This window comes from Actinotalea alkalitolerans (genome assembly GCF_023369855.1).
In the GTDB taxonomy this organism is placed as follows: Bacteria; Actinomycetota; Actinomycetes; order Actinomycetales; family Cellulomonadaceae; genus Actinotalea.
The window spans coordinates 116,320-139,830 of the sequence record NZ_JAMBPP010000010.1; the positions used below are offsets into that span (position 1 = coordinate 116,320).

Genomic DNA, 23,511 nt, shown 5'->3' on the forward strand with positions numbered 1-23,511 from the left:
GACGGGACGGCTTGCTGGGAGTGGAAGAGCCAGACGAGTCCCGCAACCTCTTGATCTTCGAATCACTCGGTCCTGTCCTCGAGCTGTCCGGCGTGCCGTCCCAGGTCGACGTGCTGCAGCGGGGAGGATGAGCAAGTGGCGGATCAGCGCGCTCCAGCGGGGGTCGGCGAGATCAAGCCGGTGACGCCGCCCGAAGGTCTCTCGCAGTTCCTCGCACGGATCCTCGACCAACTCAGCCTGAGTTCATGGCTGCCTGCCGCCCTCGTCGCGAGCGTGGGTGCGGTGATCCTCGAACTGCGATCCCAGACCGAGATCGATGTCGCCCAGGCCGTGATGGACCTCACTGCGAAGCCCCTCGGGGTCTTGGTGGTTGCGGTCTTCGCGGTCCTGGCCTTGACGATGCTCCTGCAGGCATTCGAGCTCACGGCAATCCGACTCCTGGAGGGCTACTGGCCGCCGTTCGCCTCCGCGATCGGTCTGACCGGTCTCATGGTCAGGTTCCACCTCTGGCGTCAGGACTGGCTCCGCAGTCGCTTGGTCACGCGCCGTATTGCTGCGTTCCGGTCAGCGCGGGAGGACATGCTGGACATAGGGGTGGACAAGGCCGTTCTGGAGTTCCTGAGGGTGTCAGCGGCTGGCGAGACGTTCCGGAGCAGACCGCCGGCGGATGTCATCGCCGCAGGTGAGGCGATCAACTGGCGGGAGTACTCCAACCCGGCGTTGCTCCGTTCGTTTGAGGCGGTCGAGCGCGCTCTCAGCGGCTATCCGAAGCGACACCGGACCATGCCGACCAGGCTCGGCAATACGCTCCGCGCGGTCGAGGACGAGATCGCGAACCAAGGTGACGGTCCACTGCGAACTTTCGTGATCCGCAACTGGCACCTGTTGCCCCTCGAGATCAGAGTGATGCACGACCAGTACCGCAACCGCCTGGACCTCTACTGCACTTTGGTCTTCGTGTGCGGTGGCATCGCCGCCGGGGGTGGAGCGCTGCTGGGGACCGTCGACCATGGTGTGACGGCGGCTTGGGTCGTGTTCTCAAGCTTCGCCCTGTGCAGCTTGGCGTGCTACCGGGCTGGCATCACATCGGCGGGCGGGTACACCGCCGCTCTCCAGGCCATCGACGCAGAGGTCGGCAGGATCAATGGTCAGACAGCGACCGCAACCTAACCCTCGACCATGGCGCACCGATGCTCTGGGCACGTCGGGGGATGGGTGTCATACCCAGTCTCCGTGCAGTCCGCTCTAGGGCAGCGCCACCACCGGGGGCGCGACTCGCTGTCGCCCGGGACCTCCTTCGAGACCATGGGTTGAGGGTCCCGCGAGGGACTGATGGCGTCAATGCTCCGTCTTCGAGTCCTTGCTTGGCGGGGGGCGTTGCGTCTTCTGCCTCGTCGCGCACCCCAGTGAGGTAGGGCGCGAGATCCACAGTCCCGACGACGCACGGGCCTGGTCGATCTCATCGTCGGTGATCGTGTCCCGAGGTCTTCTCGATCGCAGTAACGAAGGGAGAGCACGGTGACGACGGACTACTGGACCGGCCCGGCACGTGACCTCGCGACGACAGCCCACGGGTGGGCCGGGGTGTGGACCCTGACCTACGCCACCGGACTCGCGCTTCAGCGTGTGGCCGGGGTGGTGGGCTGGGACGAGGACCTGACGGCGACCTACGCCGGGCTCGACGTCGCCTTGGCGACCTCAGAGCTGGCTTGGGCGGACCCCAGCGTTGCGACGTTGGGTGGTCCGGTCGACCTCGGACCCGCGGTGCCGTCCGAGCGGAGCGCCGCGGTGTCCGTGGTGCTCGAGCTGCTGGAGCGCAGCCTCAAGTTGCTGTCCGCGTTGATCGCCGATCCGACGACGCCGGGCGGCCGGGTGCTGTCCGGCACGCGTGCTCTCGCACTGCTGATCAGCGCTGATCAGACCTTGCGCGCCGGCCAGCCATGAGCGTCACCTACGGCGGGCTTATCGGACGAGCAACGCACAACGTCGGCCTCGCGGCGGTCGCACTGCAAGCCGAGCCGCCCGAAACGGTCGCTGCCGGTCGGGAGGTGCTCACTGGCTACCACGACCTTCTGCGCGCACTCGCCCGGCACACCTACCGGCTTCTCGACCGCCACCTGCAGCCCGGCGCCCCGCCCGCGACCGCGCTCGACCGCGACGAACGGATTGCTCTCGCCTTGGCAGAGGAGCTCAGGCACCTCGCCGGGCCGCGATCACTCGGAGTCGAGCGCGGCCCGGCGTCGAATCACTGGCAGTCGGCCGTGGCAGCTGTCGGCGCCGCCGGAGACCTGCTCGCTACACACGCCGACCGCGCCGGGCTGGCTCGCAGCCCTGACTTGCGGGCTGGCCTGTCGTCACCCGAGGCCCGGCGCGCGGCCCTCGGCCAGCTCGGCGACCTGGCTTCGGCCGCATTGAGCACGACAGACGAACTGGCCCACCGCCTCGTGGGCGCCGGCATCACCAGCAGCCTGATCCGCGAGAGGCTCAGAGATCCGATCACCGCGGAGATCCTCGCGCGCGCGACGGCCCAGCAGGGTGGTCCCGTCGCCGACTGCAGACTCGACGACCTGCGCACAGCACGACCTCTGATCGACACCAGGCATCCACTCGCCGAGCTCGGCGATCGGATGGCTCACCTGCGCCGCTACGCCTGGGCCGCCTCGCAGGCTGCCCACCCGTCGGTCGACGACCTGAAGGTCTTCGCCGTCCTGGGTGTCGCGATCCACAGTCACGCCGAGGCGTTCGCGCGCCGCAACATGCCACCGTCGAGCCTCGCCGGGCTCGGTGCCAACATCGAGCCGACGCTGGCGCCGCGCAGCCAGTCCTGGCGGACGGTGGCCGCTTGCCTGCAGCCATGGCAGACCAGGGAGCGTGCGAACCCGGTCGTTGTCGGGCACACCCGACGGGTCATCGCCCTGCTCGCCCAGGTCGCTCCGCTCCAGGTTGGGGCAGCGGGTCCTGTTCTGCTGGCCGACCGCCATGTCGCCCAAGCGCTCTGCGCCGCAAAGGAGGTGACCGACGCGATCAGCGGCTGGAACGTAGAGACCCTGCCAGCCCTGCGTCGCAGCCGGGTGATCATCCCCGCACGAGCCCTGACTGGTGGTCAAGTCACCGACGACCGGGCGCTCGCAGCCGCGAAGATCGACGGCGAGAGCGTCGAAGTGCCGGCCGTGGTCTACCGCGACCTGCAAGATGCCTACGCGGCTGCTTCGGGCCGTGCGACCTCACGGACGGGCGTGCTGGAGCCGGTGTTCGCTGCGGGCCTCGTGCAGGTATGCGACGTCGACGTCCCGAGACTCGAGAGCTCGTAGTGGGTGCGACGCGTGGCCTAACCCGTACTCGGCTGAGCTAAGAGCCGCCGTCCACCATCACCTGCACAACCCCGCCTTGAAGCCCCGGGCCTGATCCGGTGCGGAGGGCGCCGGAGTGAGTCGCGTCGACACGGGCGGGTTTGGATGCACCGGCGGGGCCGCCCACGTTCACCCGTGCCGCTGACGAGGACGAAGGCCTTCTGCACGCTGGGGGACCTCACTCTCTCAACCGCAACTGGCACTCGCCGATGAGATCAACGTGAAGAGCTACGTCAAGTCGACCAAGGGCAGCATCGTTGCTGGAGCGCTCGCAACTACCCTCCTCCTGGCGGGTGGGGGGTACGCGCTGCACGCCCATAACGTGACCGTCGCCCAGGAGCGCATCGCCGCACAAGAGGCCGAGCTTGTTGAGAGGGCTCGTGCCGCTGCTGCGCAGGCCCGGGAGGACGCCGCTGTAGAGGTCGCGACGGATGCTGCTGACTACGCGGACGCACACCTGGCGCTCACGGCCCCGAAACTCGATTCGGACACCCTCGCCACATACACCGCGGCGATCGCCGCGTTGCGTGAGGCCGTGACGACGCGTGACCTGGACGCCATGACAATCGCCACTAGCGCAGTCACCGCCGCGACGACGACCGCGGACGGCGCGGTGGTCGTGTTCGACACCGCACAGGCCGCAGCCGAGCAGGCCGCCGCAGAAGCCTCCGCTGCCGCAGCGGAACAGGCGGCTGCAGAACAGGCGGCCGCTGCCGCACCCCGGTCGGGAGGGACGGCTTCGCAACCCTCCGGTCAGGTCCCCGCAGCGACTCCTCGCGCGAACTCGGGCAGCCAGAGCGCGCCGTCAGGCGGCACCCCACCCGCTCCTGCGCCTGCCCCTGCTCCGGCGCCTGAACCGCCATCCGGCGACGTCTACTGGGAATGCGGCAAGCAACCGAATGGCGACTACATCCGATGCGGGCCCGACCCCGTCCCGCCGCCGCCTGTCCAGGCGCCCGCACCGCACCCCTATGCCGGGCAGTGCATCGACTACGGCTCCTACACGAAGTGCTACCCAGCGTGAGCATCGCGCCGTTGGCCACCCGGTTCGCGGTACCCGTGTACTGGGGGCGTGCTGGTGGGCCCAACTCGTTGCGCCCTGACGAGTTCTCCGCCTGACTGGCATCCGTCGAGTCAGTGACAACCGTGCAGAACCCGTAACGCACCCGAGCCCGCCGCAGGCGCCTCGCCAAGGATCAGATGTCGAGGGTGAGGTGTGCGGTCCTGGTCGGGTTGATGCTGTGGCGGTAGACGTCGGCCGTCACCGTGATCGACTTGTGGCCGAGGGTGTCGGCGATGTCCTCGAGGCGGACGCCGGCGTCCGACAATAGAGACGCAGTCGCGTGGCGCAGCGCATGGGGGTGTAGGCCAGGCAGTCCGATGGATCGTCCGATGCGGGCGAGGGCCCGTCGCGTGTTCGACGGGTCAAGGGGACTGCCGGACTCGGCGGTGAACATGAGGCCGTCAGGGTTGCTCCACGTCGGCTGACTCGCCGCGTCCGTTGCCTGCTGACGTTCCTGGGCAATGACGGCTTCGACGAGTCGCGGCGAGAGTCCGAGAGCCCGGTGGCTGGTCGGGGTCTTGGGAGCGACCAAGAGCATCCCTGCGGTGGTGCGCCGAAGGCTGTGGGTGACGCAGAGGGTAGGCGGGTCAGCAGTGAGGTCCAGGTCTCGCCAGCGCAGTGCGGCGACCTCCCCGGGGCGCAGGCCTAGGAGAAGCTGGACGAGGAGCATCGGTCCGAGCCGTTCTTCGGCCAGGGCGTCCAGGAACTTGCCCGCCTCCTCGACGGTCATGCCTTTTCGTTCTCGGCGCGGTCCGCGCGGGGCGTGGACGACCTCGGCGACGTTGCGGTTGACGATCTCGCGTCGTCGGGCGAACTCCAGGATGCGCTGAGTGAGGTTCAGGATCAGTCGTAGGGTTCGCCCGGACAGGCCGGCTTCGGCCAGCTGGTCCAGGACGTCCTCGAGGTCGTCGGCGCGCAGAGCGGTGACCTTGATGGGCCCGAGCTGGGGGAGGAGTCGCTTGCGGATGAGGGAGGCGTAGTTGTCCCGGGTCAGGTCGGAGGTCTCGGCGGGTAGGCCCCGCACGAGCCAGAGCTCGGCCAGGTCGGCGAACGTGCGGGTCTGGGCGGTGAGGTCGACTCCGTCGCGGCGGCGCAGTCGGGCGGCTTCGAGCTTTTCGCGCGCCTCGGCCCGGGTGCGCCCGGTGACCTTGACCCTCACCCGCTTGCCTGCAGCGTTGCGACCCAGGTCCAGGCGCCCGGTCCACAGGCCCACACTCTTGTCGAACGTCACGGCGCCCAGGCCTCGTTCGCGGCGCGGCCGCTCGGCTGTAGCCATGGATGGGTCCACCGTTCCGGCTCGGTAGTTAGGGTCCAGGGGCTGGACCCTAAGTCAGCGTACGTCGGCAGACCGCGACGAGCGCTAACGGATCGGGCAACGGCCTGACCTGCACGTACACGGTCAGTGGCGGACGTCCGCGGACACGCGGAACTGACTGGGGGTCAAGGGGTCGCAGGTTCAAATCCTGTCATCCCGACGTGTAGAACTGCAGGTCAGAGCCTCATCGGAAGAGATTCCGGTGGGGCCTTGATCATGTCTGGCGGGGTCCTGGACCCTAACTCTCGGCGATCTAGGGCGTACGGGCGCGGGTGGCGGCACGCTGATTCCAGGTCTGGCCTGGAGGAAGCGAGAAGACGATCTGCTCATGGCACGGAAGACGTGTTCAGCGGAGTTCCGCCGCGACGCTGTCGAGCTCTATCGCACGACGCCGACGGCCAAGGTCGCGGGGATCGCGGCTGATCTGGGGATCATGGACACGACCCTGTCGGGGTGGATCAAGGCCGCCGGGGTGCCGATCCGCGGTCAGCCCCGCCTACGGTCCACAGCCCCGCCACCGCACGAGACGCCTGAGCAGGAGTTGAACCGCCCCGGCTTCAGTGGAGGCTCGATGACGACCAGCTGGCCGGTGCGGTCCACACACAGCAGGTCGATCCGGCGGCGCACGTCCTGGAAGTCACCGAACTCCTCGGCGACGACCAGCAGCCCGTCACTCAGGACGGAGGTGTTGTCGCGAAGCGCCACCTACAGGTCAGCGCGCTCCAGGATGCCCTGGTCGGCGAACGACGTGGTGGGTACCGGCACGAGCGACCGGTCGTCACTCAGGTCGAAGAGCGCAATGCACCCCTGCTTCTCTCAGCGCCGAGCGGGCAACGCCTGCCACCCTGTTTGGCGACAGCAAGCGCGGCCGGGAACGGCGGTCCCACGCTGACAGGTCTCGAGGGTGAACGTTCCTAGGAGACATGCGGCGTCGTCCCGCTTCCGCCGTGTTCGACGTTCCTGGACGCCACGACCTCGCGATCCTCACCTGCGGGGGCCGCGGGTGCGCCGGCGCGTTGACGCGGTCGTGTGGCGTTTGGGTGATCTTTGACGGGGTCCGGCTGCCGGTGTGTTGGCCGCGCTCCGATCGGATGTGCGCCATCGATCGCGAGCGCGGGATCCGCCACCGCCTCCGGGTCTGTCATGGGGAGTATTACTCCTGGTGAGGTGCGTTTTGCGCGTGATCTGAGCTTGCCGCTACCTGGTGCCTGCAGCTCGCGAAGTCGGTGATAGTACTCACGCCGACCGCGCAGCGATCATGAACGAGACGTGACGTACATCACTTTTCGGACTGTGGCCGAGTTCGATTCGAAGGTGAGAGTCTTCGGCTCGCTGCTGGTGCTCGCCGGGGGCGGGATCCGGTGCGACGGCGTCGTCGCGCGTTCTGAGCAGGGGGACGTTATGCCGTTTGGCGGTTCAGCGCGCGCACTTCAGATCATCGCGATTCTGGCGGTGGGTGTCCTAGGAGTCGCGGATCTTGTGACTGGGGCCGGCCGGTCGGAAGCTGCCCCTGCGCCGTCTCCGCCGTCTGTGCCGTGTGAGCAGACTGCGGCGGACGAGTTGTCGGCCGCGGTGCTCGCTATCGAGTGCGATCGCGAGGTCGAGGTGGTCGATGCGCGCACGGAGTGGAACTCGTTGTATGCCCAGCCTGACGGGAACATGCGCTTTGAGGTCTCGGCGAGCGCTGTGCGAACGCAGGTCCCGGGGGAGTGGGGTGAGATCGACAACTCCCTGGTCGAGGGCCCGGATGGGTACGCCGTTGCTTCACCGGTCACCGAGATGGAGTTCAGCCCAGGGGGCCAGGATCGACCGTTGGTCCAGATGGGGCGGGATGGGTTCGAGCTCTCGTTTGGCATGCCGTTCGATCTCCCGGCGCCGCAGCTGAGCTCGCCCAACCAGTTGACCTACCCCGAGGTCATTCCTGGGGTGGATCTGATCGTGACGGTCAACGCCGACGCGACAGGCTTCACCGAGGTGCTGCGGGTTGCTTCACCCGAAGCGGCGGCGGACCCACGCCTGGAGGAGCTGGTGTTCCCGGTGACGACCTCGCCGGACCTGGAGCTTGAGTCGCAGGGTGGTGGTTTCGCAGCCGTGACCGCGACCGGTGAGGCGGTCTTCCACAGCCCGGTGCCCAGGATGTGGGACTCCGCCCGGGGTCCGCTCCCGACGGGTGCGAGGGAGGGCACGTCGGCCCTGTTCAGGACACAAGCCACGGCTGAGGCTCGCATCGACGCTGAGGTGGAGCAGGACCGCGCGGTCGCTCCGTCGGGGACCGAGCAAGTTGCCGCGATGGAACTCACGGTGAGCCCGGACTCAGTGGCGATTGAGCCGGACGCTGACATGCTCGAGGACCCGCAGACGGTATGGCCGGTCTACATCGACCCGCAGATCAACGGCTCTCGCAACCGGTGGACAGCGGTGCACGACACCTACCCGGCTGCCTACGGCTTCGACCCAGACGAGGGTGTGGGGCTGTGCAACCGTGCGACGTCCACGACATGCACCAAGACGTTCAAGTCGCGTGTGATGTGGATGTTCACCGGGCTGGGCACGATCGGGGGGCTGACGTCCAACCAGATCGTCTCGGCCACCTTCTCGGCGGTCGGAACCCACTCCTACAGCTGCACACCCCAGCCGGTCACCTTGCACCGGGTGGCCGACTTCGACTCGACCACGGGTTGGCCGGGCGGGGGCCTGTGGGATCCGATCAACACCCAGACCGTCGCGCACAAGTCCACGTGTGCCGGTCATCCCGTGCGGTGGATCGGGTGGGACGCCACACGTCAGGCGCAGGCGATCGCCGATGCCGATACCGCGCAGGGGTCGCTGGGGCTGGCCGTGAATGAGTCGAGCATGGCGTACTGGCAGAGGTACCGAAACGACGCGACGTTCTCGGTGGTCTACAACCGCCCGCCGAACACTCCCACGGGTGCGACCATGACGAACCCGACGCAGGCCTGCGGGGGGCGGCCCTACATCCGAACCAGCACGCCAACGCTCAATGCGGTCCTGACCGATCCCGATGGCGGGAACCTGCAGGCCAAGTTCTGGATCTATGACGTCTCGACGGGCGCCAACGTCTGGAACCCGGCCCTGACGGCGGCCAAGGCTTCTGGCAGCACGTTCTCGATCGCGGTGGCTTCGGGACTGTTCACCGAGGGTCGGGTGTATCAGTGGCGGGTTCAGGCCCGCGATCCGGGGGGTCTGACCAGCGCGTATGTCGCCTGTGAGTTCATTCCGGACTGGACACCACCCAAGACCCCGGGGGTGACGGCGGTGGCCGGTCAACCGGCGGTGTATGTCGAGGACGCGTGGTCCGGCGGGATCGGCAAGGCGGGCAAGTTCACCTTCACCAACGCCGGATCCACCGACGTCACCAAGTACCTCTACTCCTTCGACAACATCGCACTGGAGTTCTCGGTGGCGGCATCGAACCCGACCGTCCCGTACCTGCCGTCGACCAACGACCTGGGGCCGCATACCTTGCGCGTACAGGCTATGGACCGGGCGGGCAACACCAGCCCGGTGCGCACCTACCGGTTCAACGTGACGTTCGCTGGCGTCAGTGCGCTGTGGATGATGGACGAAGGTGCAGGCGCGTTGGTTGCTGACACCGGCCCCGGCGGCAACCGGTACCCGTTGAGCCTGACCCCATCGACAAGCTGGACACAGGGTCCGCTGGCAGTACTGGCCGATGACCCCTCTGACCGGGCACTGCTGTTCGACGCGGCCTCGGACGTCGCGTCGACGTCCGGACCGGTCATCTCGACGCTGGACAGCTTCAGCGTCATGGCCACGGTGCGGCTGGACAGGGCGCCGATCGGTTCGGCGAGTGCGGTGAGTCAAGATGGCGTCTCCCAGAGCGGATTCAGTCTGGGATACCGGCGGCCCTCTGACTGCCCAGACACCACAACCGGGTGCTGGTCGTTCTTCATGTACGCCGCGGACACCGTCAGCACACCCGTCCAGGTTGTCTCCCAGGTGCCGATCAAGACGGACTCCTGGGTTCACCTGACCGGCATCCACGACGCCGCCAGCGACCTTCTCCAGCTGTTCGTGTGCGAGATCGGGTCCGTCGACGAATCAGGAGACCAGGTCCCGGTGGCCTCACCGAAGGTGCCCTTCCAGTCCACCTGGAACGCCACCGGGCCGTTGGCGATCGGCCGAGGACAGCACGCAGGGTCGGTGGCTCGGCCGTGGACAGGGGCGGTCGCGGACGTCCAGGTCCTCGACGGGGTGGTTGGTCAGGCCCAGATCCTGCGGGCGTGCCACCGGACCTTCAGCAACAGCGTCGACTAGCAGCTGTCCGAGAGCGTCGAGGAGCCGGGGACATGGCCATGAGCAGGACTCGTTCGATCCGTGCTGTGCTGGTCGGGGTGCTGGCGACCTCCCTGGTGGCGACGATGGCGGTGAACCCGGCCACCGCCCTGGACAAGGCCGTCGAGTCTCGACCCGGCAAGATCAGCGATGAGCAGCGTCGACAGCAGAGCCATGACTTGGCGCCCGACCGTGACGAGACGGCGGTCATCCCGTCCACGGTCGCCAAGACCTCGGACGGCGCGGCTTTGGAGCCCATGCCGGCTGCGCGGCCCGGCGAGGTCACCTGGCCTGAGCCCTCGCAGTCCAGCGTGGACCTGGAGGACCCACCCGGCACCGAACGTTCCTCGGTGCGTGGCAAGCGCAGCCCGGTACGCATCGCCCACTCCAGGGAGACTCCCGCAGCCGGCGAGGCCAGCAGCGTGGAGGTGCAGGTCCACGACCGTGCCGCTGCTGCTGCAGTGGGCATCGAGGGTGTGCTTCTCAGCATCCAAGGCACCGAACCCGCGGAGGATGCCGAGCCTGGTGAGGCTGCTAGGCCTGGCCAGGATGACCAGCCCGACCAGCCCGCCGACAAACCAGCGGTACGCGGGCGGGATCGCGCCCAGCTCAGTATCGAGAGCGCGTCTGGTGATGCCCAGGGTGCGCCCGTGGACCAGGACGCGGCGCCCGCAGAGCAGCATGATGCGCCCGTTGAGGCTGATGGTGCTGCCCCTGTTCCACAGGATGCGACGCTCGAGCCTGAGGTCGCTCCCCTCGAGGTGGTCGTGGACTATGCGTCGTTCGCCGACGCCTTCGGAGGGGACTGGTCCTCGCGGCTGCGTCTGGTGAGCCTGCCCGACTGCGCGTTGACCACCCCGCAGGATCACCAGTGCCGTACGGCCACCGAGGTGGAGTCGACCAACGACCCGGGGACCTCGACGGTGACGGCAACGCTCGCTGCGGAGTCCTTTGGTGTGCTGGCCTTGACGGCGGCGGCCTCGGGGTCGGCGGGGAACTGGTCGGCGACCTCGCTGTCGCCCTCGGCCACGTGGCAGGTCTCAGCTCAGACCGGCACGTTCGACTGGACCTACCCGATGCGGGTCCCGCCCTCCAACGGGGGCCCGGCTCCGGATCTGTCTATCTCGTACTCTTCGGGGTCGCTGGACGGCAAGGTTGCCTCGACCAACAACCAGACCTCCTGGGTGGGGGATGGGTGGGACCTGGCCACCGGATATATCGAGCGGTCCTACGTTCCCTGTGCCCAGGACACCGCTGGCGGGAACAACGCCACCCGACCCACGGGGGACCTGTGCTGGTCCACCGACAACGCGACCTTGGTGTTCAACGGGATGGCCAGCCCGTTGGTCAAGGACGCCGCGACGGGTGCGTGGCGGGTCAAGTCCGACGACGGGACCCGGGTCGAGCGTCTGACCGGTGGATCCAGCGCGGACAACGACGGGGAGTACTGGAGAGTCACCACCACCGATGGGACCCAGTACGTCTTTGGTCGGGAGCGCCGCTCACCCACCGACACCACCGCGCTGAACTCCACCTGGACGGTGCCGGTGTTCGGCAACCAGCCTGGTGAGCCGTGCTACACGGCGAGCTTCGCGTCCTCGTGGTGCACCCAGGCGTGGCGCTGGAACCTGGAGTACGTGGTGGACACCAGCGGCAACACGCTGACCTACTTCTATGCCAAGGAGACCAACCGCTACGGACGCAACCTGAACACCGCGGTGTCCACCTACGACCGCGGCGGGTACCTGACCCGCATCGACTACGGCCAGCGCGCGGGCACCGAGTCCGGGGCCACCGCCCCCGCACAGGTCACGTTCACGGTCGCCGAACGGTGCATCCCCTCGGGGTCGATCACCTGCGCGGTCTCCCAGCTGACCGCCGCAACGGCCAGCTCGTGGCCAGATGTGCCCTTCGACCTGATCTGCACCTCCACCTCTACCTGCCCGAGCGTGACGTCCCCGGCGTTCTTCACCCGCAAACGCCTGACCGGGATCAGCACGAAGGTTCTCAGCGGCACCGCTTACCAGGCGGTCGACACCTGGACCTTGGGCCAGACCTACCCCGACCCGGGGGACTCCACCGACGCCTCACTGTGGCTGGCCTCGATCAACCACAAGGGACTGGTCGGAGCCACGATCACCCAACCGAACGTGACGTTCCACGGCACCCAGATGGTCAACCGGGTCGACACCTCGGGCAACAACGGGCCGGCGATGATTCGTTATCGGGTCACCTCGATCAAGACCGAGTCCGGGGCCACGCTCTCGGTCAACTACACCGGACCGGACTGCTCGACGGCCAGCCTCCCCGCCGCGGCGGATTCCAACACCCGGCGGTGCTTCCCGGTGATGTGGACTCCCGAGGGGTCCTACACAGCCCCGATCCAGGAGTACTTCCACAAGTACCTGGTGACCTCGGTCGTCGCCGACGGGAACTTCACCTCCGGGCCGGCGACCGAGACGTACTACAACTACGTCGGCGAACCTGCTTGGCGCTATGACGACAATCCCTTGGTGCCCGCTGCTCAACGCACCTGGGGCCAGTTCCGCGGGTACGCCCGCGTGGAGGTGGTCACGGGTTCACCCGCGGCCGCGCAACGGTCCATGGTCGCCTTCCGCTACTTCCGGGGGATGGACGGTGACCGCCTGGCCGGCGGGGGCACCAAGTCGGTCAACATCGACGGGATCATCGACACCGATCGGCTCAACGGTGTGGTCCGCCAGGAGATCACCTACAACGGTGTGGGCGGGCCGGAGGTCCTGCGCGAGACCAACAGCCCATGGATCTCCGCGCCCACCGCCACCGGCGCCGACGGCACGAAGGCGACCTTCGCCTCGATCGCCACGACCGAGACCCGCACCGCAGCGACCGCACTACCCGGTGGCGCCCGCACCACGCGCACCACCACCACCTTCGACAACACCTACGGCATGGCCCAGACCATCGAGGACCTGGGTGACCTCTCGACCCCTGCCGATGACCGGTGCACGCGCCTGGAGTACGCGCGCAACACCACCGCGCACGTCGTCGCGACCGTCCGGCGCACGGAGACCGTCGCTGTCGCGTGCGCCAGCACGCCTACCCGACCCGCGGACGTGATCGCGGACACCCGGACCTCCTACGACGGCGGGGCCTACGGCGCGGCCCCCACGCGGGGACTGGCGACCACCACCCAGGAGCTGGACCGCTACAACGCCTCCACACCGGTCTACCAGACCACCGCCATCACCGGGTATGACGCGCTGGGCCGGCCCACCACCCAGGCCGACGCCCTGGGTCGCACCACCACCACCGCCTACACCCCGGCCACCACCGGGCCTGTGACCCGGACCACGGTGACCTCACCGGACCCCGACGGTGCAGGGCCGCTGACCAAGCACGTGTCGGTCACCGACATCAACCCCGCCTGGGGTGTGCCGGTCAAGACCACCGACGCCAACGGCAAGGTCACCACCGCCACCTACGACGCCCTGGGTCGCCTGACGGCCGTGTGGCTGCCGGGCCGGGTGCAGGGCACCTCCTCGGCGCACCTGACCTACGCCTACACCGTCTCGCGGACCGCACCGGACACGATCACCACGAGCACCCTCACGGCCAACCAGACCTATCGGACCTCGGTGGAGCTGTTTGACGGCCTCCTGCGGCCCCGCCAGACCCAGACCCCCTCGCTGGCCCGGGACACCGCCGGTCGCATCGTGACCGACACGATCTACGACAGCCGCGGACTGGTCGACTACACCAACGGCCAATGGTTCACCACCGGCGCGGCCTCCACGACCCTGGTCACCCCCAGCCAGGCCGTGCCCTCCCGCACCCGGTACGTCCACGACGGCGCAGGACGGGTCACCACCGAGATCTTCGCCGTCTCCGAGCAGGAGAGGTGGCGCACCACCACCACCTACGGCGGGGACCGCGTCTTGACCCACCCACCCCAGGGTGGTGTGGCCCAGAGCGTGATCACCGACGCCCAGGGCCGCACCATCGAGCTGCGGGAGTACACCGGCGGGGCACCCACCGGGGCCCACCAGGCCACCACCTACACCTACGACAAGGCCGGGAACCTGGCCTCGACACGCGACGCAGCGGGCAACACCTGGACCTACAGCTACGACCTGCGCGGACGCCAGACCGGATCGGTGGACCCCGACAAGGGCGCCACCACCAGCACCTTCGACCACGCCGGACAGCTGACCACCACCACCGATGCGCGCGGCAAGACACTGGCCTACACCTACGACGGCCTGGGCCGTCGGGCCAGCATGCGTGACGGTTCGGTGACCGGTGCGGTGCGTGCGTCGTGGACCTACGACACGGTCGCCAAGGGCCACCTGACCGCCTCGACCCGCAACCTGGGATCTGCCGCCTACACCACCGCGGTCACGGCCTACGACGACGGCTACCGGCCGCTGGGGCAGTCCGTGACGATCCCGACCAGCGAAGGGGCACTGGCCGGGACCTACACCACCAGCTACACCTACACCCCCGACGGTCAGGTCAAGTCCGTCAAGCTTCCCTCGGCGGGGAACATGACCGCCGAGACCATCACCACCCACTACGACGCCCTGGGCATGCCCGAGTGGATGAACGGGAGCATCGGCTGGGGGGTGTACGTCGCAGGGTCGCTGTACTCCTCCTACGGCCAGCCCATGATGCTGGACCTGGGCAACACCACCTCCAACTACATCAACTACGACTACGAGCACGGCACCGACCGGCTGGCACGCACCTGGCTAGTACGGCAGAACGTCACCGGCTACGACCTGGACCTGGCCTACACCTACGACCTGGCCGGCAACCCCACCAAGGTCACCGACGCACCCACCGGCCGACCGGCCGACACTCAGTGCTACGGCTACGACGGGCTGAACCGCCTGACCTCGGCGTGGACACCCGCCAACGGCAACTGCGCAGCACCCAAGACCGTCGCGGACCTGGGGGGCCCGGCGCCGTACTGGACCGACTACGCGATCGACCCCGTGGGTAACCGCCTGTCCCAGACCACCCACGCCGCGAGCGGGACCAGCACCGCCACCTACACCTACCCCGCGCCCGGCGCGGCCCGCCCGCACGCGGTCACCAACGTCACCCACACCGGGGTGTCCGGGACGAGTACGGCCACTTACGCCTACGACGCGACCGGGAACACCACCACCCGGGCCCTGCCAGGCACGACCCCCCAGACGTTGACCTGGGACAACGAGGGCAAGCTGGCCGCATTGACCCAGGGCACGAACACCTCCGCCTACGTCTACACCGCCGAGGGGGAGCGGTTGGTGCGCCGTCAGGGTGGGACGACCACGGTCTACCTTCCCGGGGGCCAGGAGCTGACCCTGACCGCGTCCACCGGCCAGCTCACCGCGATGCGGTACTACAGCTTCGGCGGGCAGACCGTAGCGATGCGCACCGCCAAGGCCGGGTCGGCGGTCTCCTCCCTGGTCAACGACCCCCACGCCACCGCCACGATCGCGATCGCCAACACCACCGCGGTGTTGACCCAACGCCGCCAGGACCCCTACGGCAACCCCCGGGGAACCACACCCGCCTGGCCAGGGGACCACGGGTTCATGAACAAGCCCACCGACACCACCGGGCTGACCCAGGTCGGGGCCCGCTACTACGACCCCACCCTGGGCAAGTTCATCTCGGTGGACCCGATCATGAGCCTGGGTCAACCCCAGCAATGGGCCGCCTACTCCTACGCCAACAACAACCCGATCACCTACTGGGACCCCACCGGGTTGCTGTCCTGGGGTGATCGGTGGAACTCGGTCAAGAAGGGCGTGTCCTCGGCGGCCAAGGCCACCGCAGCGTTCGGCAACCGCTACCAGGCCGAGATCGTCGGCGGGCTTGTCGGTGTGGTGGTCACCGGGGCGTGCCTGGCGGCATCGGTGGGCACCGGCAGCGTGGGATGTGTGGTGCTGGGCGGAGCCGCGGCGGGCGCCGCGACGAACGTCTGGCGCACCCGCGTGCAGAAGACCGAGCAGTTCTCATGGACCTCCCTGGCCAAGGACACCGCGATCGGCGCGGTCTCCGCCTACGCCGGCGGCGCCCTGGGCAGAGTCGCGGCCTCAGCAGCACCCGCCGTACGACAAGCCCTCTCCAGCGCGGCCCAACGGGTGAGCTCCACCACCCGAGCAACCACCACGGCCGTTCGGGCCGCTCCTGCGGCCCGCGCTGGTAGCGTCAGCAGCAACGCCGCAAACAGCGCACGGATGTGGAGCTCGGCGGATTCGCACGTGGCGAGCGCGGCGAACGCGCTCGAGGGGGCGACGCCGGGTCGAGTCGTTGCAGTCAACAGCCAGCGAACCATGGCGAATGGGCTTACGCGGGAGGTGGACATCGATCTCGGAAGCCTGATTGTTCAGGTGAAGGGCGGCAACGCTCGCGGGCTCACCGGTCAAGTCCTTCGTACCCAGGCCAGCACGGGCACGCCGGCGGTGGGATACGCGCCAGGGATCAGTGATGCCGCGTGGAGGAACGCTGCGCAACAAGGCATCCCGATTCTCCGCACGCCTGACGAACTGCTGGCCTACGTTCGAGAGTTCGGATGAGCGGCGGCGGCTTCCTTCTGGGTCTCGACGGAGGCCTCTATGACCACGTCGCCGCGATGCTCGTCAACTTGGGCGCGGTGGCTGCGGTGGACGACCTCGAAGGGCAGGTCGTTCAGCTGACCGACGAGGCAGGTCGGCTATTCACGCTGTACGAGCGTGTTCCAGTAGGGACGGAGTGGGAAGTCCGCGAAGGCCCCGTGAGGCCGGCTGCGGGAGTCCAGGTCCCCGACCTGCACCGCGTCACCGCATGCCCATTCGAGTGCCGGGGGCCCGACTTGGTCGCTCGCCTCGCTGAGATGGCCGCGGTCGTTTCCGAGGGACCGGTATGGGTGCTCGACGGCGACGGAGTCGTCTGGGGCGCAGGGGCCGTGGATCCGGCGAAGGTGCGCCTGTGACACCTGCCTACCGAGTTCTCGGCGCCATGCTCACGGTCGTCGCTTGTCTGTTCAGCGCCCTCCCGGCGGCGGCCATGGCGCCGCCGTCCATCTACGACGCCACCGTCTACGCCTACGACGCCCCTGCGCTGTTGCCGTCGCCGGACACCTTGCCGGAGGCACGGGGCTCGCCGTCGGGGCCGGGAGCCGGGTCTTGGGTGAGCCCTCTATCCGTCCTGGATGACGTAGATGCCGCAAACACCGCACGAGCGGGTGCTGCAGATGGCCTGGCCGGTCGCACGCTCAACGTGAACGGCCAGACGGTCACCTATAGCGAACGAGTGATTGCGCGTGCCGCAGGGGAGCCGGGTCCGTTCCACAACTTCCCAGCGATGTACGACGATGCGATCATCGGTCAGGGTGCGCGAACAGTCGTGCCTTCTGGCTACACGCAGTACTCGCTTCCGGGGACGATCAACGGCAGGGCAGGCGTGTATGAGATTGGCGGGTGGCCGAACGCCGCCGGTAACGCCTTCGAGATCACCCATCGCTTCTTCAGGCCGGGGGGTTGAGATGACAGAGTTCGTTAACCTCTTCGCCGCGAGCTACCAAGTGGACGACGATCCGTCCCGTCCCGTCGGGGAGCGCACCTTCGACTTCGTTACGACGGGAGTCGCCGAACTCGCCCCGGCTGTGGAGATCACTATCACGCCCGCCACCGGGGACACGTGGCATGGCCGGTTCTTCGGCAATTACGACGGCCCAAACGTGGTGGTCAACGGGCCGAGCCCGGACGTCCTCGTGGTCGTGGCGGCTGGCGTCGCGTATGTCGTACCCGTCGGTTCGCCACCCGATTACCGCGCACTCCCGGCCTGGCCCGTGCGATCCGTTCATTGTGCCCTGCCCGTCGGCTTGGTACTGCTTGTGGACTTCACTGGTGTGACTGCGTTGGGCGAAGGGGGAGTGGTCCGATGGGAAGCGAAGGACGTCGTATCTGATGGCTTCACTGACGTCCTCGTGACGCCGTCGACGGTTGTCGTCGGCGGGTACGTCGCACCCGAGGCGCGTGATGTCGAAACAACACTCGACCTCGCTACCGGCGCGGTTGTCGATCGGCGGTGACCACGTGCAGCGCCTAGTCATCGCGCTGGTGACGGCCGTGCTCGCAGTGCTTCTTGCGGGCGCGTGTGTCCCCGCCTCAGCCGCGGGGGTGTACCTCGTCCCCGTGTACGACTTGTCTGCATCCGCGTACGACGGTGTCGCCGCACAGCGTGCAGGCGCACCCAGCGAGGAAGCGCCTGTCGCGTCGAACGGCGTGTCTGACGGCGTCCAGGTGACGCTCCCGACCCCACCCGGGCCTCTCTCTCCCTTGTTGTCGGCTTCTACTGCCGCAAACACCGCGGCTCGCACTTCAAGCGTCGTTGACGACGTGCTGGCCGAGACGGCCGGGGCGACGCAGAGGAATCTCACGAGTTCCTACACGCTCAGCGCGGACGAGGCTCTGACTGCGGGGCAACGGTGGGTCGGTCAGGGCTACACCGAACTCGGCAAACCGGGGAGCGGCGTATTCCGGAGCACCGATGGCCTGCGGCAGTTCCGGATGGACGGGAACTCGCTGATGGGCAACCACGCGCCTGGAGTCCCACACGTCCACCTGGAGACCTACGCGCCCGGCGCGAGAGTGCCCACCGTGAACAACCACATCCCCTTCCTGGACTGACAATGCGCGATCTCAAGGTTGGAGTGCTCGGGCGGATCGTTGCAGGCGAGGACACTGGGCGGTTCGTGGAGGTCATCGACGACACGGACACCTCCGGCGGCTTCCTGATCCTGACCTACGAAAACGTCGACCGTTCCGGCAACGCCTACGACTCGTGGGTGGAATCGATCATTGATGTCGAGCTCTACTTCGCAGAGAGCGGCTGGGAGATCGAATGGCTCGACCGGCCGTGAGGCCGCGCGCCTCTCTCGCACCTTCGAACTTGCGGCCGTCTCCGTTTCCCGAGGCGGGTGCACCTCCGGCTCGAGTGAGGCAGCGCGCGCTCCTGCTGCACTGGCCCTTCTCCTTCCTGGTCGCGATCCTCGCGGGCATCGCGGGGCTGGTCGGAGTGGGGTCCGCGTGGGCGACGACGGCCACTGCGCCCGTCGCCGCCTGTGCAACAACGGAGCCGGCTGCCTCAACGACTCCCTTCTCCGCCTACGACTCGGCCTCCTACGCCTACGACACCCGTGCGCTGTTGGCGTCGCCGGACGCCGCGGCGACGAACGCACGCGGGGTTACGCCAGCGGAGCCAGCAGCGGCATCGTGGGTGAGCCCTGTCTCTGTCGCGCGTGACGTAGTTGCCGCAAACACCGCAAAGGCCGCTGCCGATGCTGCGTTGGCTTCTGGTCGCACGAGTGGCGCGGCGGCGGAGCTCAGGGTTGGAGGGCAGGTCTTCACCGACGTCTCGACGGGCGGCGCCCCGCGGGTGCTCAATGGGTCGGTGCAGGATGCACTGGACGCTGTGCCGCTCGCACAGCGTGCGCCTTGGCACGGCGCTTGCGCCGAGATGGGCTGTCTGAGTCAAGCTTTGAACGCCGGCGTGAATCCGGCTGGCGGCTCGATCCGTGCGGTGGCGATCGGTGCGTCGAACCCAGGCCACGGCTTGCCGAAGGTGGTCTGTACGAGCTGCTCAGCCGTTCTGGATATCTTTGGAGTCGGGCGATGAACGGACAGGACTACCTGCATGCCGCCACCCGTCTCGAGACGGCTGAGGGGCTGGATCCGTGGACTGCGCTCATGCGGGTTCTCGTGGGGAGGCTCCAGGGCATGGACTTGCCGGCTCCGCTCCAGCCAGCGCTGGATCAGGCGGCGAGCCATTGGTCAGGGCACCCTGGCGTCCTGCCTGAGCTGAAGACTGAGGTCTGGCGGTACATCGAGGCCATGGGTCCCTCCGGTGCCGATCTGACCACGCCCGAGGGCAGGACGGCCCGGGCGTTGCTCTGCGTGCTCGAGCCAGACGGAGACGACGAGGCGCGGTCCATGACCGCGGAGTGGTTTGCCGCCATGGCCGACGACCAGCAAGCCGCAGGCTGAACGCGTGAATCGACGGGGCGGTGCCACGTGCTGGCTGAGCCGGGCCCTTCGCTCGGCGGCAGTCGTGCTCGCCGTCATCGTCGGCATGTTCACGGCCGCGCCTGCGCCTGCCGCTGTGGTGACCTACGCCTACGACACCGCCGCCTCCACCTGCGCCGCGGTCGTGCCGTTGTCGTCGCCGGAAAACCGTGGTGTCATACGTGCGGGGTTCGCCGCCAGCGCAGGAAGTCGCGTCGTGGGCGAGCCCCGCCTCCGGTCGGCATAACGGAGATGCCGCAAACGCCGGCACCTCTAGTGTCAGGAACGTCCTGATCTCCCAGCCGAGACAACTGCAGGCGAAGTTCGGTCATGCGGACGACTTCGGCGTAACGGGAAACTACAACAGCGCGAACGCCGCCAGGTTCAACGAGGCGGTCTTCGAGCACATCAACGCGCCGGGCACCACAACGATCCGAGGGACCTACCGGGGCGACCCGGTCACGCACTTCCTCGACCCGACGACGGGCTTGAACGTCATCTCGCGCGACGGCGTCTTCGTCAGCGGATGGAGACTGAACTCGGATCAACTCGCCAACGTCCTCAGGAACGGGAGTCTCGGTGGTGGATGACCACGTATCCGTCGGCCTGAAGCGCGACCATGCGCTTGTGCTGTACGACTGGCTCGCACGCACCTCGGTCGCGGGCCGGCCTGCAGAGTTCGCTGACCAGGCCGAGCAGCGCACGCTTTGGGACCTAGAGTCGGCCCTCGAGTCGCTGCTCCCGGAGACGCTCCAGGACGACTACCCCGAGCGCATCACTCGGGCTCGGGATCGGGTCAGGGACCAAGGCGCGTGATGGGTCAGCGAGCGACCGGCGGGCGGATTCGGGGCTGGCTCGCCCTCGCGGTCGCGTTGGCCGCTTTCGCAGTCAGTTCCGGCCTCGTTGGTGCGGCTCCCGCGTCGGCCGCTCTGGCGGCGTACGACTACGACACCGCCGCCTACACCTACGACGGCCTTTCGCGGTTGTCATCGCCGGACACTGCACCGGAGGACGCGCGGGGGTCGCCGCCGGGGCCGGGCGCCGCGTCCTGGGCGAGCTCCGTCTCCAGCGGCGGCTTCGGTGTTGCCGCAAACACCGCGATCGACATCCGCCCGCCACTGTCGATCGGATCGCGCCAGTTTGGTGCAAAGTGGGGGAAGCACGCAGCCGACTACGGGCTCGATCCCGCGAGCAACTCCGCCCGATCGTCGTTCATGAGCAGGGCACGAGACGCACACCTCAACCCTGTCGAGGTGCGCCGCGGCGCGTGGAACCCCGCTGGAGGCGGTGGGGACAACTACTTCTTCTTCCGCCAGGGTGACGATCTCCTCGTCACGCAACCAGGCGGCGAGTTCGTCACGATGTTCCCGGGTGGGAGCACCAACGCCTGGTTCAAGAACGCGGAGGTGTTCCCGCATTGATCGACACGCTCCCTGGTCGTCGCTGTGCGTCCATTCGCTGCTTCCAGCACCGGCTCGCCGGCCACCCAACCAGCGAGTCTGGACCGATCGAGTTCGGGTGGGCCGACGGCACATGGCTGACTCTGGACGCCAACGCCGACTGGACTCTGGCTCTCTCCACCCAGCCTTGGGTCGATCCGTACGCTGGAGTCTCTGTGGCCGAGCGGGAGGCGCTAGCGCAAGAGGTTGGGCTCTGGCATCAAGCGCCGGCTCCGATCGCGCTGCGCCGACTCGTCGGACAGTCCGTAGCCTCAGTTCTGCCGGAGTTCAACGAGGTTGGTGAACTTGTGGGCCTCAAGCTCGCGTTCGAGGCGCAGGTCGTTGCTGCGCGCGTAGTCGGGGGAGAAGTCGTCGTCGAGGCTCTTGACTGAAAAGGCGAACGGGTCCCCCGACGCCGGCGCTCGTCGGTGCGATCATTGGCGCTGCGGCGGCTTACGCCCTAACGCAGGCGTCCACGACGGCGCTTGACCACGCCTGGAGGCAGGAAGACCCGTGATCGCTTTCCGATGGCTGGTGTTGATCATCTGGCCGAGTTTTTCTGTCCTGAGCGCAGTGGCGGTGATGCGGATCTGGAACTCCGAGGAGGGAAGCGAAACCACCGAGCGCAACTTCCAACCCGTGTACGACTTATGGCGGCTGCGCGCGCGTGCACTGGGCGCTGGTTCGATGACCCTGGTCGTGAGCCTGCTCGTAGTTCCCAAGGAGGTTGTCAGCCTGATCCACGGAGGTGCTCCCTGGGAGGGCGGCTACTCTGAGACCGTCGACAACATGTCACTCGCAGGTGTCGTTGGGTTCCTTCTTTTTGGTCTGCTTTGGGTGACCGCGAATTTCTGGGGTCGTCCGCGGTGGATCATTCCCCCGTACCTGCGACCAGATCGCAAGCGCGATCGCGTCGACTGAGCCGCCTGCGTCGGCCAGGCCGGCGATCTCCAGCACCTTTGCGGGAGTAGCCGCGGGGGTTGCAGTCAGTAGGCGGGTGGCGGACCACGCGAGTGGTGCGACAGTCGTCCTCAATGATCGTGGAGCCAGTGGGAAGAGTTAGTCGGCGGCGAGATGGACTCTCCGCAACATGAACTCCGACCCTGCGCTGAGGACCTTGAACCGCTATGGGAGCTCGCCCCTGGTGCGCACCGGCGGCCGTGCGCTACCGGTCGCTGGCGTGGCGCTCAACGGCTACTTCAGCTACCAGGACTCACGCGACAACGGCGACCCAGACAGCCTAACCGCTGCCAAGACAGCAGCCGGCGTGGGCGCGGCGGGTGCGGGGCTGGCCCTTGGCGCACTTGGGGGTGCATTCGCTGCGGCGGGCACAGGTGCTCTGATGGGTGCGACGGCCGGAAGCGTTGTACCCGTCGTGGGTACGATCGTCGGGGCTGTCGTTGGGGCCGTCATCGGAGGGATTGTGACCTACTACGCCACGCAGTGGTCTACCAACAAACTTGACGAAGCTTGGAGGGAGGACCTGTGATCGCGCTCCGATGGGCAATCTTGGTCCTGTGGTTCCTCCTGCCTGCGGTGGCAACCTGCACTTTGGTCTGGACCTGGAACTCCAAGGAGCGCAGCGAATACGTAGAGCGAAGTTTCCAGCCCCTGTATGATCTGTGGCGCCTGCGGGCGCGTGCAGTGGGCGCTGCGTCACTTGGGCTGCTCTCAAGCATCCTCGCAATTCCCCAGGAAGTTGCCAGTCTGCTACATGGTGGTGCTGCGGCGGAGGGCGGCTACTCGGAGATCGCTGACCGACTCGCCGACGTCGGCTTCTCGGGTTTCTTTTTCTTCGCTCTGCTCACGCTCACCGCGAATTTCTGGGGTCGTCCCAGGTGGGTTATTCCCCCGTATCTGCGACCGGTTCGCAAACGCGATCGCGTGACCGCGCCGCGGGAACCGGATGAGTGAGGCGAAGCCGGCGAAGCCGCCACGGCGCGGCGATCTTCTGGTCTGGGGGCGCCGAGTCCGGCGTCGAGTCCGGACTTCGATGAGGCCTTCAACG

At 67.8% G+C, this 23,511-nt stretch carries 21 protein-coding genes; 19 read left to right on the forward strand and 2 right to left on the reverse strand.

Going from position 1 to position 23,511, the window contains the following annotated elements; translation table 11 throughout:
* Nucleotides 1-135 precede the first annotated feature (135 nt).
* From M1R94_RS13835 to M1R94_RS13850, 4 genes are all read left to right on the forward strand, one after another.
* Nucleotides 136-1,170: a hypothetical protein gene (locus M1R94_RS13835; RefSeq protein ID WP_249382296.1), complete on the forward strand. Its 1,035-nt coding sequence runs from the start codon at nt 136-138 to the stop codon at nt 1,168-1,170.
* 348 nt (nt 1,171-1,518) lie between these two features.
* Entirely contained in the window at nt 1,519-1,944 is a 426-nt protein-coding gene (locus M1R94_RS13840) for a hypothetical protein (RefSeq protein WP_249382297.1), read from the forward strand.
* Between the two features lie 104 nt (nt 1,945-2,048).
* Nucleotides 2,049-3,311 (forward strand): hypothetical protein, encoded by a 1,263-nt coding sequence (locus M1R94_RS13845; protein ID WP_249382298.1) that lies wholly within the window; start codon nt 2,049-2,051, stop codon nt 3,309-3,311.
* 259 nt (nt 3,312-3,570) lie between these two features.
* Entirely contained in the window at nt 3,571-4,374 is an 804-nt protein-coding gene (locus tag M1R94_RS13850) for a hypothetical protein (RefSeq protein WP_249382299.1), read from the forward strand.
* 172 nt (nt 4,375-4,546) lie between these two features.
* Here the strand turns inward: M1R94_RS13850 and M1R94_RS13855 are convergent, their stop codons facing one another.
* Both M1R94_RS13855 and M1R94_RS13860 read right to left on the reverse strand, forming a co-directional pair.
* Complete coding sequence (locus M1R94_RS13855) at nt 4,547-5,689, reverse strand: site-specific integrase (protein ID WP_249382300.1); 1,143 nt, start codon at nt 5,687-5,689, stop codon at nt 4,547-4,549.
* Nucleotides 5,690-6,214: 525 nt separating this feature from the next.
* Nucleotides 6,215-6,433 carry a hypothetical protein gene (locus M1R94_RS13860; protein ID WP_249382301.1) on the reverse strand — a complete coding sequence of 73 codons (219 nt, stop codon included), beginning with the start codon at nt 6,431-6,433 and terminating at the stop codon, nt 6,215-6,217.
* 564 nt (nt 6,434-6,997) lie between these two features.
* On the opposite strand from M1R94_RS13860, the gene M1R94_RS20810 reads away from it, so the two are divergent.
* The 15 genes from M1R94_RS20810 to M1R94_RS13935 all read left to right on the forward strand — a co-directional run bounded on the left by M1R94_RS20810 (nt 6,998) and on the right by M1R94_RS13935 (nt 23,417).
* The gene (locus M1R94_RS20810) at nt 6,998-10,027 is read left to right on the forward strand and encodes a LamG domain-containing protein (RefSeq protein WP_249382302.1); all 3,030 of its coding nucleotides are present in this window, start codon (nt 6,998-7,000) and stop codon (nt 10,025-10,027) included.
* A gap of 38 nt (nt 10,028-10,065) precedes the next feature.
* Nucleotides 10,066-16,596, forward strand: coding sequence for an RHS repeat-associated core domain-containing protein (locus M1R94_RS13870; RefSeq protein WP_249382303.1), 6,531 nt, complete (start codon nt 10,066-10,068; stop codon nt 16,594-16,596).
* Nucleotides 16,593-16,991: a hypothetical protein gene (locus M1R94_RS13875; RefSeq protein ID WP_249382304.1), complete on the forward strand. Its 399-nt coding sequence runs from the start codon at nt 16,593-16,595 to the stop codon at nt 16,989-16,991. The genes M1R94_RS13870 and M1R94_RS13875 overlap by 4 nt, the downstream gene beginning before the upstream one ends.
* Nucleotides 16,988-17,542 carry a hypothetical protein gene (locus tag M1R94_RS13880; RefSeq protein WP_249382305.1) on the forward strand — a complete coding sequence of 185 codons (555 nt, stop codon included), beginning with the start codon at nt 16,988-16,990 and terminating at the stop codon, nt 17,540-17,542. The genes M1R94_RS13875 and M1R94_RS13880 overlap by 4 nt, the downstream gene beginning before the upstream one ends.
* Nucleotide 17,543: 1 nt before the next feature.
* Nucleotides 17,544-18,092 (forward strand): hypothetical protein, encoded by a 549-nt coding sequence (locus tag M1R94_RS13885; protein WP_249382306.1) that lies wholly within the window; start codon nt 17,544-17,546, stop codon nt 18,090-18,092.
* A gap of 4 nt (nt 18,093-18,096) precedes the next feature.
* Nucleotides 18,097-18,690, forward strand: coding sequence for a hypothetical protein (locus M1R94_RS13890; RefSeq protein ID WP_249382307.1), 594 nt, complete (start codon nt 18,097-18,099; stop codon nt 18,688-18,690).
* 2 nt (nt 18,691-18,692) lie between these two features.
* Entirely contained in the window at nt 18,693-18,923 is a 231-nt protein-coding gene (locus M1R94_RS13895) for a hypothetical protein (RefSeq protein WP_249382308.1), read from the forward strand.
* 751 nt (nt 18,924-19,674) lie between these two features.
* A complete protein-coding gene (locus tag M1R94_RS13900; protein WP_249382309.1) occupies nt 19,675-20,046 on the forward strand; it encodes a hypothetical protein in 372 nt (123 codons plus the stop codon).
* A gap of 200 nt (nt 20,047-20,246) precedes the next feature.
* Complete coding sequence (locus tag M1R94_RS13905) at nt 20,247-20,654, forward strand: colicin D domain-containing protein (RefSeq protein ID WP_249382310.1); 408 nt, start codon at nt 20,247-20,249, stop codon at nt 20,652-20,654.
* Nucleotides 20,647-20,880 (forward strand): hypothetical protein, encoded by a 234-nt coding sequence (locus M1R94_RS13910; RefSeq protein WP_249382311.1) that lies wholly within the window; start codon nt 20,647-20,649, stop codon nt 20,878-20,880. Before M1R94_RS13905 ends, M1R94_RS13910 begins: the two co-directional genes overlap by 8 nt.
* Nucleotides 20,880-21,485 (forward strand): hypothetical protein, encoded by a 606-nt coding sequence (locus M1R94_RS13915; protein ID WP_249382312.1) that lies wholly within the window; start codon nt 20,880-20,882, stop codon nt 21,483-21,485. The genes M1R94_RS13910 and M1R94_RS13915 overlap by 1 nt, the downstream gene beginning before the upstream one ends.
* Entirely contained in the window at nt 21,482-21,895 is a 414-nt protein-coding gene (locus tag M1R94_RS13920; protein ID WP_249382313.1) for a hypothetical protein, read from the forward strand. Before M1R94_RS13915 ends, M1R94_RS13920 begins: the two co-directional genes overlap by 4 nt.
* Nucleotides 21,896-22,016: 121 nt before the next feature.
* Nucleotides 22,017-22,424 carry a hypothetical protein gene (locus tag M1R94_RS13925; RefSeq protein ID WP_249382314.1) on the forward strand — a complete coding sequence of 136 codons (408 nt, stop codon included), beginning with the start codon at nt 22,017-22,019 and terminating at the stop codon, nt 22,422-22,424.
* Nucleotides 22,425-22,593: 169 nt separating this feature from the next.
* A complete protein-coding gene (locus tag M1R94_RS13930; RefSeq protein WP_249382315.1) occupies nt 22,594-22,992 on the forward strand; it encodes a hypothetical protein in 399 nt (132 codons plus the stop codon).
* Nucleotides 22,989-23,417: a poly-gamma-glutamate hydrolase family protein gene (locus M1R94_RS13935; RefSeq protein ID WP_249382316.1), complete on the forward strand. Its 429-nt coding sequence runs from the start codon at nt 22,989-22,991 to the stop codon at nt 23,415-23,417. Before M1R94_RS13930 ends, M1R94_RS13935 begins: the two co-directional genes overlap by 4 nt.
* Nucleotides 23,418-23,511: the final 94 nt, after the last annotated feature.

Coding starts and splice junctions, on each gene's coding strand:
- M1R94_RS13855 (WP_249382300.1), bottom strand. CDS start 5,689: ATGGCTACAGCCGAGCGGCCGCGCCGCGAACGAGGCCTGGGCGCCGTG.
- M1R94_RS13870 (WP_249382303.1), top strand. CDS start 10,066: ATGAGCAGGACTCGTTCGATCCGTGCTGTGCTGGTCGGGGTGCTGGCG.
- M1R94_RS13875 (WP_249382304.1), top strand. CDS start 16,593: ATGAGCGGCGGCGGCTTCCTTCTGGGTCTCGACGGAGGCCTCTATGAC.
- M1R94_RS13885 (WP_249382306.1), top strand. CDS start 17,544: ATGACAGAGTTCGTTAACCTCTTCGCCGCGAGCTACCAAGTGGACGAC.
- M1R94_RS13895 (WP_249382308.1), top strand. CDS start 18,693: ATGCGCGATCTCAAGGTTGGAGTGCTCGGGCGGATCGTTGCAGGCGAG.
- M1R94_RS13900 (WP_249382309.1), top strand. CDS start 19,675: ATGAACGGACAGGACTACCTGCATGCCGCCACCCGTCTCGAGACGGCT.
- M1R94_RS13915 (WP_249382312.1), top strand. CDS start 20,880: ATGGGTCAGCGAGCGACCGGCGGGCGGATTCGGGGCTGGCTCGCCCTC.
- M1R94_RS13930 (WP_249382315.1), top strand. CDS start 22,594: ATGAACTCCGACCCTGCGCTGAGGACCTTGAACCGCTATGGGAGCTCG.